Origin of the sequence: Bradyrhizobium sp., from assembly GCF_004799405.1 — a bacterium.
Classification (GTDB): domain Bacteria; phylum Pseudomonadota; class Alphaproteobacteria; order Rhizobiales; family Xanthobacteraceae; genus Bradyrhizobium.
Genome location: NZ_SSMW01000018.1, coordinates 20,280 through 32,923, shown reverse-complemented (window position 1 = coordinate 32,923; position 12,644 = coordinate 20,280). Strand labels below are relative to the sequence as shown.

12 protein-coding genes are annotated in these 12,644 nt (G+C 55.1%); 6 read left to right on the top strand and 6 right to left on the bottom strand.

Annotated elements, in window-relative coordinates:
• Nucleotides 1-149: 149 nt before the first annotated feature.
• From E7813_RS03500 to E7813_RS03475, 6 genes are all read right to left on the bottom strand, one after another.
• Nucleotides 150-1,895, bottom strand: coding sequence for a glycosyltransferase (locus E7813_RS03500; RefSeq protein WP_291570926.1), 1,746 nt, complete (start codon nucleotides 1,893-1,895; stop codon nucleotides 150-152).
• A 234-nt stretch (nucleotides 1,896-2,129) separates the two neighbouring features.
• Nucleotides 2,130-2,912: an ABC transporter ATP-binding protein gene (locus tag E7813_RS03495; RefSeq protein WP_291570923.1), complete on the bottom strand. Its 783-nt coding sequence runs from the start codon at nucleotides 2,910-2,912 to the stop codon at nucleotides 2,130-2,132.
• 36 nt (nucleotides 2,913-2,948) lie between these two features.
• Entirely contained in the window at nucleotides 2,949-3,758 is an 810-nt protein-coding gene (locus E7813_RS03490) for an ABC transporter permease (protein ID WP_291570921.1), read from the bottom strand.
• A 135-nt stretch (nucleotides 3,759-3,893) separates the two neighbouring features.
• The gene (gene rfbD, locus E7813_RS03485) at nucleotides 3,894-4,772 is read right to left on the bottom strand and encodes a dTDP-4-dehydrorhamnose reductase (RefSeq protein WP_291570919.1); all 879 of its coding nucleotides are present in this window, start codon (nucleotides 4,770-4,772) and stop codon (nucleotides 3,894-3,896) included.
• Between the two features lie 60 nt (nucleotides 4,773-4,832).
• Nucleotides 4,833-5,714 carry a glucose-1-phosphate thymidylyltransferase RfbA gene (rfbA, locus tag E7813_RS03480; RefSeq protein ID WP_291570917.1) on the bottom strand — a complete coding sequence of 294 codons (882 nt, stop codon included), beginning with the start codon at nucleotides 5,712-5,714 and terminating at the stop codon, nucleotides 4,833-4,835.
• Entirely contained in the window at nucleotides 5,711-5,890 is a 180-nt protein-coding gene (locus E7813_RS03475) for a hypothetical protein (RefSeq protein WP_291570915.1), read from the bottom strand. Before E7813_RS03475 ends, rfbA begins: the two co-directional genes overlap by 4 nt.
• 79 nt (nucleotides 5,891-5,969) lie before the next feature.
• Between E7813_RS03475 and E7813_RS03470 the strand changes: the two genes are divergently transcribed.
• From E7813_RS03470 to E7813_RS03445, 6 genes are all read left to right on the top strand, one after another.
• A complete protein-coding gene (locus E7813_RS03470; protein WP_291570914.1) occupies nucleotides 5,970-6,944 on the top strand; it encodes a glycosyltransferase in 975 nt (324 codons plus the stop codon).
• A 5-nt stretch (nucleotides 6,945-6,949) separates the two neighbouring features.
• The gene (locus tag E7813_RS03465) at nucleotides 6,950-7,915 is read left to right on the top strand and encodes a hypothetical protein (RefSeq protein ID WP_291570913.1); all 966 of its coding nucleotides are present in this window, start codon (nucleotides 6,950-6,952) and stop codon (nucleotides 7,913-7,915) included.
• A gap of 110 nt (nucleotides 7,916-8,025) precedes the next feature.
• Nucleotides 8,026-9,621, top strand: a complete 1,596-nt coding sequence (locus E7813_RS03460) for a glycosyltransferase family 39 protein (protein WP_291570912.1) — start codon at nucleotides 8,026-8,028, stop codon at nucleotides 9,619-9,621.
• Nucleotides 9,622-9,732: 111 nt separating this feature from the next.
• Nucleotides 9,733-10,854: a glycosyltransferase family 4 protein gene (locus E7813_RS03455; protein ID WP_291570911.1), complete on the top strand. Its 1,122-nt coding sequence runs from the start codon at nucleotides 9,733-9,735 to the stop codon at nucleotides 10,852-10,854.
• Entirely contained in the window at nucleotides 10,851-11,642 is a 792-nt protein-coding gene (locus tag E7813_RS03450; protein ID WP_291570909.1) for a glycosyltransferase family 2 protein, read from the top strand. The genes E7813_RS03455 and E7813_RS03450 overlap by 4 nt, the downstream gene beginning before the upstream one ends.
• Nucleotides 11,643-11,666: 24 nt before the next feature.
• Nucleotides 11,667-12,638 carry a UDP-glucuronic acid decarboxylase family protein gene (locus E7813_RS03445; protein ID WP_291570907.1) on the top strand — a complete coding sequence of 324 codons (972 nt, stop codon included), beginning with the start codon at nucleotides 11,667-11,669 and terminating at the stop codon, nucleotides 12,636-12,638.
• Nucleotides 12,639-12,644 lie beyond the last annotated feature (6 nt).

Below are 12,644 nucleotides of genomic sequence, written 5' to 3'. Positions count from 1 at the left end.
CATTTGCTTTCTTGCGAATTCGAAAGCCTGATTTTCGCACTTACTTCGCAAATCCCGGTCTTGGGTTTGCTGCAAAGGCGCATTTTGAATTGGTTACTCTAGGACAACTTCCTTGGGAAGGGCGAACGCCTTCTTGTACCGGAAACGCATTACAGGTTATTCCAGGGTTTAGTCACGCGCGGTGGGGACGCTAGAAAAAATCTTCCGTTCTCGGACGACATGTTTGGGCTGTAGAACGGGTCTTCGGCGAGAACATTGCTCCAGCGGCTAACCATATAGCTTGCTTCAGAGATAAATTGGGCTGACGTTGTATCGACACCCCGGCTCGCGCTTTCCAGGTGGTACAGCTCGACCGGTGTCCAAATATTGCGATAGCCTTTCTCCTGTATCCGAAGGCAAAGATCAACGTCATTGAAAGCCACCGGCAGATTGATTTCATCAAGGCCGTTAACTTCTTCAAAGATGGGTTTTCTTACCACCAGACAAGCGCCAGTGACGGCAGAGACAGTCGATCTCATAATGCTTCTTCCGAAATAACCAAACTCTTCTCGGGGCAGAAGATGATTGAAATGATTTGCTACTCCACCGACCCCGAGTACCACGCCGCCATGTTGCACGCGGCCATCTGCGTAAAGCAATCTTGCGCCGATAGCGCCGGCTTCGGGAAGCAAGGCCAGCGAGACCATTTCGGAAAGCCAGTTCGGATCGATGACATCAACATCGTTGTTGAGGAGCCCGAGAATTGAACCTCTTGCCTTGGTTGCTCCGAAATTGTTGATGGCTGAATAGTTGAATGGCTGATCATACGGGACAATCCGCACGCGATCGTCTTTTGAAAGTTCCTTGAACAACTGTCGGGTTGCCGCCTCCCGGCTCTCGTTGTCAAGAATCAGGATCTCGAAATTTTTGTAATCGGTATGGCGCAGCAGTCCGGTAACGCACTTCTCCAGAAGATCCGCCTTGTCTCTCGTCGGTATGAGCAGGGATACGAGTGGCGGGACAGGCGGTAAATCGCGCCTGACAAGATGCCAGTTTTTGATAAGAGGGTGGGCGGACACCGTTCCGCGCTCACCTTTCTGGACCAGGTAGTCCGCGATGGCACGCCGTGCAGAATCGCAACATCTCTCCAGCCAGGCTTCTGAAAACGAAGCAGATCCGTACCCGCGGCGCCAATGATAGAGTACGTGGGGAATGTGGTGGACCTTGTCGGAGGTCGTTGCGGCTATGGCTCTTAGCGAAAGGTCGTAGTCCTGGCTTCCCTCGTACCCTTCCCGAAAATATCCGGCCTTCTCAAGCAGGCTTCTTCGATAGACGGTCAGATGACTCATCACGTTGTGACCGAGCATTAGATCCGGATTCCAGCCGGTCTTGAAATAGGGCGATCGCCTGCGGCCGCCGGCGTCGATCTGGTCTTCGTCAGAATAGATGATGTCCACGTCGGGCTTTTCGTTGATGACAACTGCGACATGGTAAAGTGCGTGCCGCGGGATCAGGTCATCATGATCCATCAGCGCGACAAAATCTCCGGTTGCGATCGACAAGGCCGAATTCGAAGCGGCCGATATGTGGCCGTTGTTTTCACGCCTTATGAGCTTGATGCGGGGATCGGCGGCGGCCTCCGCCTGGCAGACGTCCTGAACGTGCGGGGAAGTGGATGCATCATCGGCGATACACAGTTCCCAGTGGGGATAGAGCTGCTCGCGAACCGATGTGATAGCTTCTCTTAGTAGATACGCCGGCGTATCGAAAACCGGCATAATGATCGAAATCAGCGGCTTGTATGAAAGGCGTGCGATGTGTCTTTCGATCAGCTCGCAATCGGCCGGCGAAAGCGTATCGAAATCCTGAATCCAGCTTTGGTATTGATCGTCGGTAATTCCAAACTTGGCCGACATGCAACAAAGTCCCAGCGAAACGTCTAACAGAATGCCGTTAGCTCAAGCGAACACCGGGAATTGAATAAGGACAAATATGGAGTACGTCACTAACAATCGTGCTCTCCATTCCCAAGGCTGGAATGCTCTCAAAACCTCGACAAAACAGCGAGAATAGGCAGCATCCGAGCGTTGTCAAGAGATGCGCATGGCAGGCAGCCGCTTCGAAATTGGCATAAACGAAATCGATCGTCGCTACCCCCTGTCTTCATACCGCTTCATCACCTCGCGCGGATCGCCTGACGCCGCGATGCCGTGGTTTTCGATCAGGAATGCCTCATCGCAAAGCTCGATAATGTTGTGCGCGGCATGGGATACCAGGACGATGGTGCCGCCGGATGCACGGAATTGTCGAATGACGTCGTTGCACTTTGCCTGAAAGGCAAAGTCGCCAACCGCCAGCACTTCGTCGACAAGCAGGATTTCGGGATCAAGCTGCGACACTACCGCAAAGCCCAGGCGCGCCAGCATTCCGCTTGAATAGAAGCGGATCGGTGTTTCGATATGTTCTGCAAGCTCCGAAAACGCAATAATGCTATCGACCCGTCGTCGAACCTCCGAGCGAGAGAAGCCGAGGACCACCCCGTAGAGTTCGATATTCTCCCGCCCTGAAAGATCGGGATGAAATCCCGCACCCAGCTCGAGCAGCGACGAGACCCGCCCGTCAACCGTGATTTCTCCGCTGTCCGGACGCATGATGCCCGCGATCAGCCCAAGCAACGTGCTCTTTCCGACGCCGTTGCGTCCAACGAACGCAACCGTCGTGCCGCGGCGAATCTCGAAGGAGATGTTGCTCAGGACCAAGTGGCTCTTCCGGTATTTCGTGGCCGAAAAACCATTCAAGGCATAGTTCTTAAGCCCGCCAGCCAAAAACGTGCGATCAGAATAGCTCTTCGAGACATTTTCGAATTTGATCGCAATTGGGGCGGTTTCCACCTGTTGTTTCTCGCCAGATCGCAATTCGAAGTCGCGACTCACGCTATGTCGCGGGGTTCGCGCGTGAGGCCCCTGCACCTAGATGACCTCCGCAAAGCCGTGAACCAACCTGCGATACACGACTGTGCCGAACGCAAGCGCGATCGCCGCATAGAGATAGATCAGACCGATGTTTCCCCATTGCAGCTCATTGTTCAGGAAAACCCCGCGCCAGGCTTCGATCAGCGGCGTCATCGGGTTAAATTTCATCCATTCCTTGTATGGATCCGGAACCTGGTCGATCGGAAACAATACCGGCGAAAGATACATCATCATATTGAGCGTGATCGCCAGAATTCGTTCCATGTCGCGAAAAAACAGGTTGATGGATGAAATGGCGAGTCCGATGCCCAGCAGCAGAAAGAATTGAGCCGGGATAAGAAACAGCAGGCCACCAAGGATACTTAAGCCAATCGGAATGTCATAAAAATACATGAAGCATATGGTGATCGGGATCGACATCACGAAGTGGAATGCATCCTGGATATTGAGCGCGACCGGCAAGACCGACCGCGGGAACACGGACTTCTTGATCAAGCTGCCATTGTTGATGAAGACATTGCAGGCCCCGATAAGATAATTGCTGAACCATTGCCACGAGAACAGACCGATGATCAGAAACAGCGGATACCTTGGAATGCTCGATCTGAATATCACCTGCAGCGCAAAATAAAACACCAGCGCCGAAGCGAGCGGATTTGCCAGCGACCAGATGTAGCCCAGTATATTGTTCTTATAACGAACCTTGACCTCTTTGTGAGCGAGAGTCAGGATCAGATCGAGATAGTGCGAAACGGAAAACTTGGGTCGCCGCTTTCTTGGTCCGGCGCTTGCCTCGGCTGTACTCATCGCGTTTTGGTTCCGCATGTCTGTATTTGGGTCGGAGGTTTTTCGCCCTTAGCCCATCATTTGCCCACAAATGTCGCGTGACGACCGTCAAAGTCAAGCAAATGCCGCGCATCGAAACCGGCATGGATGGTCGCTTTAAACCAACAGCCGGTCCAGGCATATCTTTAACCCGGCCTCCCAGGGTTGCGTGGCGATTCCAAATGTGGCCTCGGTCAGCGTGCAATCGAGACGTGAATTGGCCGGGCGCCTTGCCGGCGTCGGATACTGGTCCGTGGTGATGGCAACCAAGGCGGCGGGAGTGCGACGCCCGCGCAGCCGCGCTCCGTCGAAGATGGCTCCGGCGAAACCAAACCAGGTCACTTCGCCACGGCCGGCGAAGTGATAGATTCCGCCCGCCGCTCCTGTGCGTAGTTTCTCGTGCGACGCGATCCGCAGGCATGCGTCCGCGATATCGTCTGCGAAGGTAGGATTGCCGAGTTGATCGTCAACGATCCGCAGTTCGTCGCGTTCTGCGCCCAACTCCAGCATTCGTTTGACGAAGTTCGAACCGATGTCGCTGTAAACCCATGCCGTGCGCAGGATTACGGCGGCGGGGTTCGCCGAAAGGACGGCGCTTTCGCCCGCCGCTTTGGATGCGCCATATATGTTCAGCGGCCCGATCGGGTCTGCCGGTTTGTAAGGTGTCGGCTTCGTTCCATCGAAGACATAATCAGTGGAGAGATGAATAAACGGGACACGATGAGCCGCTGAAATCTCGGCCAGAAGGCGCGGGGCGAACTGGTTCAGCGCATAGGCGGCATCCCGATCGCTTTCCGCCTTATCAACCGCGGTGTAGCCGGCAGCATTGATCAGGGCTTCGGGCTGAAATCGCAATACGGCTTGTTCGATGGCGCGCCTGGAGAAAACATCGATATCGTTGCGACCGAGACATGTCAGTCTATGCCTGCCCGCAGCGCCAAGCCGCGCAAGCACGTTTGCAACCTGTCCGTTTCGTCCAATGACCAAAATTCGCATTCAATCACTCAAACAGCTTAACCATTGCCCCGGCGTAACGGTTGCCGCCACCGGTCACGGCTAGTGTTTAAGCAGGTTGAGAATATACTTGCCGTAGCCGCTGACGATCAAAGGATGGGCAAGCTGTTCCAGCTCTTCCTCGTCGATGAAGCCCATGCGCCAAGCGATCTCTTCGATGCACGCGATTTTCTGCCCTTGTCGCTTTTCGATCGTTTGAACAAAATGACTGGCTTCGAGCAGGGTGTCGTAGGTGCCGGTGTCAAGCCAGGCATCTCCCCGTCCAAGTTTTTCGACCGACAAGGTTCCGTTGGCGAGGTAGGCATTGTTTACATCGGTGATTTCGAGTTCGCCGCGAGCGGACGGCTTTACCCCCTTCGCAATCTCAATCACATCATTGTCGTAGAAATACAGGCCTGTGACGGCATAGTTGCTTTTTGGATTGTTCGGCTTTTCCTCGATCGAAAGCGGCTTGCCGCTTTCGTCCAATTCGATGACGCCGTATTGCCTGGGATCGTTGACCCAATAGGCCAATATCGACGCACCCTTTTCCAGCGCAACCGCGTGACGAATGGCGTTGCCGACGCCGGTTCCGTGGAAAATATTGTCGCCTAACGCCAAGGCCGCATGGGACCGGCCTACAAACCTTTCGCCGATGACGAATGCCTCGGCCAGACCCCTCGCTTCCGCCTGAACCGCGTATTCGAATTCCATTCCGATCTGTCGCCCCGTGCCTAAAAGCTCTTGAAACAAAGGAAGTGCCGGGGGGGTCGAAATGATCATGACTTCGCGAATGCCGGCCAGCATCAAGGTGCTGAGCGGGTAATATATCATCGGTTTGTCGTAGAGCGGGATCAATTGCTTGCTGATCGAGATGGTCGCCGGAAACAACCGGGTGCCTCGTCCGCCGGCCAGAATGATGCCTTTGAATTTTGGCTTGGTCATTTCGCGTCCGCCCCCGAGCTTCCTAGACCACGCACAAAATCCGATACCAAAGCAAAACCAGGAGCGAACAGGATCGCATCGAACGAATTTGGCGGGTTGCGACCACCAACGAGTTGAGGTCGTTCTGATATCGGAGCGATAGCGAAAAGTCCAACAAAATCAGTTAATTTGCTCATTCCCGAGATCAATCACTGCTTGGCAGAAGGGGCGAAAAAAGGTTAAGTCCGTCGTGCTCGGTTTGCGTGAGTGGTGCGAATGCGGTTATTGCTGACAACCTATCATCAGGCTTTTCTGGCACCCGGCGGCGGCGAAACCGAATTTCTTCAACTCGCCGAATACTTGAGTGAAAACGGTGTTCGCGCGGATTTTTACGGACATACTTCACGACCGCTTCGTCAGTACGATGCGGTCATCCATTTCTCGGCCTTTGGCGGCGGCGAAGGGCTGCTTCGCAGCATCCGGGATGCCGGAAAGCCCATTGTTTTGCTGCCGAATTATAATTTCTTCAACGCGGCGTCAACCTCGGCGCAGGTTGTCCGGGAGCATCTCGATCTTGCCGATCTGATCGTCGTCAGGACCCATGTCGAAAGCGAGCTGTGCAAGGCCTCTTTCCATGTCGATGACCGCAAGCTGGTGATCGTGCCGCCGGGCATTAACCCTTCCTTTGCAAAGTTGGTCCCGGACGATTTGTTCCGCTCGGCCTATGGGCTTGAACGTTTCATTCTGTGGGTGGGTGCGCTGGAGCAGGCGAAGCAGCAACTGCAGGCGATCGAAGCCTTGAACGATTACGACATTCCATTGATCTTCATCGGGGGATACCGGGACAGATCCTATTTCGAGAAATGCAAGGCCGCCGCCTCCAATCACGTGCGGTTTTTGCCCTACCTTCAGGCGGGATCCGAAATCGTCCGCTCCGCCATGCAGAGCTGCGAGGTCTATCTCGAACTCGGCGTTGATTTTCCCGGTCATTCGGCAATTGAAGCCGGTCTCGCGGGCGCCCCTTTGGTGCTCCATGAGCATCCATGGTCCCGTGAACTGCTGGGCGATGACGTCACCTATATCGCCGCTGACAATTCCGATATCGGTGAAGGCGTATCACGCGCGCTTGCCGGCAAAAAACGCAACCTCCTGGTCAATCGAATCAAGCAGCAGCTTGTCCAGCCCGAAAGCACGGCGCGGTTGATCCAGGAGATTGAATTGTTGCTCGAAAGATGGCCGGGTCGCAAGTGATGCGCTTGGTCTATCCCATTGATTTATCTCGGGAGCGTCAGTCAATCTCCATGGCATCAGGGATTTTTCAAATCTGCTGGAATGAACGTAGTTTTTCTAAGCTGGAGCCTGGTTTCGTCGCTTTTGACTGGCGCCGGAATCCACATCCAGACCATCGCGAATTTGCGGCCTTTCGAGAGTTGCATGCCAGGGGTGATACGAGAAAATTCGACCTCACTGGAGCGTTTTCGCCAAAGTTCGCGGCCAAGAGCGGCGTATCCGGTTTGGAGTTCAAGCAATGGGTTGGGGACAATCCCGGGTACGATTTCTATTTTGTAGATCCGCGACCTCAGTTTCCGGTTTTTTTCTTCAACGGTTGGATCAATTCATCGCACCAGTTTGGGAGCCGCTTTCTGGCGTGCGCGAGGGAGATTATTGAGCTCGCGGGTTATGAACCCGACGTGTGGATCAATCAGAGAGAGGATTTCTCGAACGCCTTCTGCATGAACTTCTGGGTTGCAAAGAAAGAGTTCTGGGATCGTCTCATGGGTGTTATCGACAATATCCTGTCAGTCGATCGGCAAAAATTACGACCGGAAAGCAGGTCTTTTCTTTTCGAGCCGCGACAGTGGCGCGCTCCCAACCAGCTACCGGTAGCTCAGATTGCGCTTGTTCTCGAGCGAGTTGTCACAAGTCTTGCAATAGCTGACGGATCGCTCAGGAGGCTCGCATACCCTGCTTCCCCTGAGCGCATTAAATATTGCTGTCGTAGTCCGGCAGAGTGGGAGCTTTACAAATCATTTGCGCCAATTGCAGCGAGATTGGATGAGCAAGGGCTGGCATCCTCTGAAGCAGGAAAATCATATTTTGACATGGCGGGCCGTGCGATGACGTCGGTGTCACGTCTCTACACTCAAAGCTTCGGTCACCCCCAAGGCGATAGTGAAAGCGGACTTGAACATCGTCTTCATGATCTCGTCGATGAGGCATGAGGCTCGCACAACGAAATAACAGTGGTGCGGATTTGCCGGTTTGAGCGCGTCGTTTCGTCGCTGATAGGGTAAGGTCCTTTTCCTTCGCATCATTCATGGTCAGGATCGCGGTGCGCACCTCTTTCTCATCCTCTGCAGCGGCGGCGCGTTCGGATCTCGCTCCGGCGCGCTGGCGGCGGCCGTTCCTGAAATGGCTGGGCGGGGTAGAGGCGGGGTGGGCTGTTCCGCTGCTGCTGGCGGGCTTCATCGCCGTCTGGGTGGTCTATCTGCAGATCGCCTATCTCTCCGGCTATCTCCACCCGGACGTTCTGGAAACATGGTCGTTCGGCCGGACCTGGCAGTGGGGTAACTCCAAGCATCCGCCGCTGGTGGGATGGGCGGTCTACCTTTGGACCTCGGTCTTTCCGCTCACCGACTGGTCGTTCCAGCTATTGGCGATGACCAACTCGGCGATAGCGCTCTGGTCGGTCGACCTGATTTCCCGCCATTTTGTCCGAGGCGACAAGCGAATCGTCGTGCTGCTGCTGCTGATGCTGACGCCGGTTTACCAGTTTCATGCGCAACGCTTCAATGCCAACGCAATTCTCTTGGCGACCTGGCCGATCGCGACCTATTGCTTTCTGCGTTCGTTCGAGACCCGCGATCTGCTCTGGGCGGTCGCCGCCGGCGCAACCGCAGCCCTTGCCATGCTGGGCAAGTATTATTCGGTGTTTCTGGTAGGCGGCTTCGTTATTGCGGCGATTGCCCATCCGCAGCGCCGGACATATTTCGGTTCCTTCGCGCCTTGGGTTTCCACTGCCGCGGGCCTGGTGGTGCTTGCGCCTCATTTGTATTGGCTGGCCACGACCGACGCGTCTCCTTTTACATACGCCCTCAAGACGTCTGGCGAAGCGAGCCTTGGCCAATCGTTGATCGATGCCGGATCTTTCCTGTTGGGCATTGGCGCCACGATGGTGTTGCCTGCACTGAGCTGGATCGCGATCGCGGGCTCCCGGCTCAAACAATGGCCTGCGGATTTCAAGGCGCTGAATTCCGGGTTGTTGCTGCTTTTTCTCATCGGCATCGCGACCGTCGTCTTGCCGATGATCGCAGCGGTCGGCCTGAGAACCCATTTTCCGGCGCTCTGGGCCTGGCAAGGCTTGTTTCTCTTTGTCATCGTGGTGGTCTGCGGAGCGGGATTTTCGATCGAGCGGTTTTACCCGGTCAACCTCGCCATTCTCGTTTTTGGCATGGTGACAATCTGCCTTGTCGTGGTCGCTCCCGCTCATGCGATTTTTCGCAACACCCATCCCTTCAAGGAAGGACGCAATTTCTATCGGCCGGCGGTCGCCGAATTGACGAGGCGATGGCACGAAGTGTCCGACGCGCCGCTGCCGTTTGTGAGCGGCACCGACGGGCTGGCATTTGCCGCCGCCTTCTACAGTCCGGATCATCCGCAATATCAGCATGTTTGGGAGCCGGACGATTCATCTGCGCCGTCTCAAGCTACCCTCGAACGAGGATGGGGATCGATGTGCTTCAGCGACGATGAGGGTTGCATCATACAGATAGAAAGGGTTGCGCCGCCTGCTCGGTCGGTCCGATCCGAATTCACCGTTCAATCTGTTTTGATGGGGTTTCCCGGTGTGACGGGGCGGGTGACGGCTCTGATCGTGAGGCCTTACGACGAAAAGAACTGTATCCCGACCGGTCCAAAACAATGCTGAAGTTCAGCTGGTTCGCACGCTTGACAGCGCCCGCTCTGCCCGCTCTGCTATTTCATGCTAATGCATGCGTTTCGCCCGTTCGGCGGAAAATAGATCGGGGAAACTGCAAGTTTGAAGATCCTGCATTTTTACAAGACATATCTGCCAGATTCTCATGGAGGCATCGAACAGTTCATTTACCAGTTGGCCCGCGGTTGCGCTCAACGGGGACTGGAGATCGATGTCCTGTCGTTGAGTTCGGACGTGACCGACGAGAGTAACTTGTATGACAATCACGTTTCTCATCGTGTCCGGAAAAATCTGGAAATAGCCTCGACGGGCATTTCAATCAGGTCTTTTGCGAAGTTCGCCGCCCTCGCAAGCAGGGCCGATATCATCCACTACCATCATCCCTGGCCCTTTGCGGACATCGTGCATTTCGCGACCGGGGTTTCGAAACCGACCGTCCTGACCTATCACTCGGACATAGTCCGGCAACAACGATGGATGAAGTTGTATAAGCCGCTGATGAATCGTTTTCTTGGGAGCATCGATCGAATCGTGGCTACCTCGCCAAACTATCTGGAGACCAGCCAGACGCTGATGGCGTTCCGCGAGAAAACAGAGGTCATACCGATTGGTCTCGACCGCCTCGCATATCCGACGCCCGATGCTTCACGCATCGACCGGTGGCGCGCACAGTTGGGCGAGGGATTCTTCCTTTTCGTGGGGATGTTGAGATATTACAAGGGGCTCCACATTCTATTCGAGGCAAATCGAGGCACGAATTTTCCGGTTGTGATTGTGGGGGCCGGGCCTGTGGAGGCTGAATTGCGCAAGCACGCTGCGGATGCCGGACTTACCAAGGTGACATTTCTCGGGACAATATCGGAAATCGACAAGGTTGCCCTTTTTATGCTCAGCCGTGCGGTCGTGCTTCCTTCCCACCTGCGCTCGGAGGCGTTTGGTATATCCCTCCTCGAAGGTGCGATGTTCGGGAAGCCAATGATTTCGAGCGAAATCGGTACGGGTACGAGTTACATTAACAAGCATGAAGAAACCGGACTGGTCGTTCCGGCCGCCGATCCAGGCGCTTTGGGCGAGGCGATGCGTTTGCTTGTCGACAATCCGGCGCGAGGCACGGAAATGGGTCACCGGGCGTTTCTTCGGTATCAAGAATATTTTTCCGCGAGTCAGATGGTTGACCGATACGTGAATCTCTATGGTCGGGTCATGTCGCAGCACAGAACATGAATAGCGCAGCAAGCTTCCCAACAGTTCCCGGCGTCTCGATCCTGATGCCGGTTTACAATGAGATCGGCAGCATCGCCGACATCATCGGCATCGTTAAGGCGTCGCTTCCCGGCATCTCCAAGGAGGTCGTCATCGTCGATGATGGATCGAACGACGGCACCCGGGCCTGGCTCGCGGACAACTTTCGTACCATTGTCGAAGGGGACATCGCCGGCGGCCCGGCCGCGTCCGTCAATCCGGCAACGGATGAATGCATCATCCGGGTGATCTTTCACTCTCGCAACAAGGGCAAAGGCGGAGCGATTCAAACGGCAATGCGGGTAGCCACGGGAGCGGTTCTGGTCATTCAGGATGCCGATCTTGAGTACGACCCGGAAGACTGGAATGTGATGTATGGATTGATCGCCACGAAGAAGGTCGCCGACGTCGTCTACGGCTCCCGCTTCTACGGAAAGCCGCACCGCTCGCTTTATTTCCATCACTATCTGGCCAATCGCCTGATTTCCATGATTTTCAATGTACTGTGCAATCAGACGCTGACCGATATCGAGACCTGTTACAAGATGTTTACCCGTGAGGTTCTGCAAACACTCAATATTACCGCGAACGATTTTGGAATAGAGGTGCAGATCAGCGCGCAAATCGCGCTGGCACGGAAGTGGAGGATCTATGAAACCGGAATTCACTACTACGGCCGAACTTACCGTGAGGGAAAAAAGATCAACTGGAAGGATGGTCTGAAAGCCCTCTGGTATTTGATCCGTTATCGGATCAGTCCGGGAAATTGATCGCTACGAAGGGACGAGATGGCAATGGCAGCGACGGTGCAGCAGAATTTTTACAAGGGCAAACGCGTGCTGGTGACGGGAGGGGCCGGTTTTCTGGGGTCCTTTCTGTGCGAGCGTTTGCTCGCCGAAGGTGCGGAAGTTCTTTCAGTCGATAATTATTTTACCGGGCGTCGCGCCAATATCGCGCATCTTGTCGGCAATTCCATGTTTGAAGCGATGCGGCACGACGTGACGGTGCCGTTGTTCGTCGAGGTGGATGCAATATTCAATTTTGCCTGCCCGGCGTCGCCTGTGCACTATCAGTTCGACCCGGTCGCCACGACGAAGGTGAGCGTTCACGGCGCCATCAACATGCTGGGGCTGGCCAAGCGCGTGAAGTGCCCCATCCTTCAGGCCTCGACGAGCGAGGTTTACGGCGATCCCAGCGTGCATCCGCAAACCGAGGCGTATTGGGGCAATGTCAATCCGATCGGGCCTCGCGCATGCTACGACGAAGGCAAGCGTTGCGCCGAAACGCTGTTCTTCGATTACCTGCGGCAGCACAAGGTCGCAATCAAGGTCATGCGGATATTCAATACTTACGGACCCCGCATGCACGAGAATGACGGCCGCGTCGTATCTAATTTCATCACTCGGGCGCTGCGCGGACAGCCCATCTCGATTTACGGTACGGGCACGCAAACGCGATCGTTTTGCTACGTTGACGACTTGATCGAGGCTGCCGTCAGATTCATGAGAACGCCGGCGGATGTGACCGGTCCGATCAACATCGGCAATCCCATTGAGTGCACGATTCTCGATCTGGCAAAACAGGTGATCGAAATGACCGGATCTTCGTCGTCCATCGTGTTCCAACAGGCATCGCAGGACGATCCCCAGCAACGGCAACCGGACATTTCGCTGGCCCGATCCAGCCTCGAATGGGAGCCGCAGGTTGCGCTTGAGCGAGGTCTCGAAAAGACCATCGCGTACTTTGAGCGACAGTTACGCAACTGACCGCCT

What these genes read in the sequence shown, in the direction of transcription:
- rfbA (WP_291570917.1), bottom strand. Translation starts at nt 5,714, where the DNA reads ATGACCAAGCCAAAATTCAAAGGCATCATTCTGGCCGGCGGACGAGGC.
- E7813_RS03475 (WP_291570915.1), bottom strand. Translation starts at nt 5,890, where the DNA reads ATGAGCAAATTAACTGATTTTGTTGGACTTTTCGCTATCGCTCCGATA.
- E7813_RS03500 (WP_291570926.1), bottom strand. Translation starts at nt 1,895, where the DNA reads ATGTCGGCCAAGTTTGGAATTACCGACGATCAATACCAAAGCTGGATT.
- E7813_RS03445 (WP_291570907.1), top strand. Translation starts at nt 11,667, where the DNA reads ATGGCAGCGACGGTGCAGCAGAATTTTTACAAGGGCAAACGCGTGCTG.
- E7813_RS03450 (WP_291570909.1), top strand. Translation starts at nt 10,851, where the DNA reads ATGAATAGCGCAGCAAGCTTCCCAACAGTTCCCGGCGTCTCGATCCTG.
- rfbD (WP_291570919.1), bottom strand. Translation starts at nt 4,772, where the DNA reads ATGCGAATTTTGGTCATTGGACGAAACGGACAGGTTGCAAACGTGCTT.
- E7813_RS03490 (WP_291570921.1), bottom strand. Translation starts at nt 3,758, where the DNA reads ATGAGTACAGCCGAGGCAAGCGCCGGACCAAGAAAGCGGCGACCCAAG.
- E7813_RS03470 (WP_291570914.1), top strand. Translation starts at nt 5,970, where the DNA reads ATGCGGTTATTGCTGACAACCTATCATCAGGCTTTTCTGGCACCCGGC.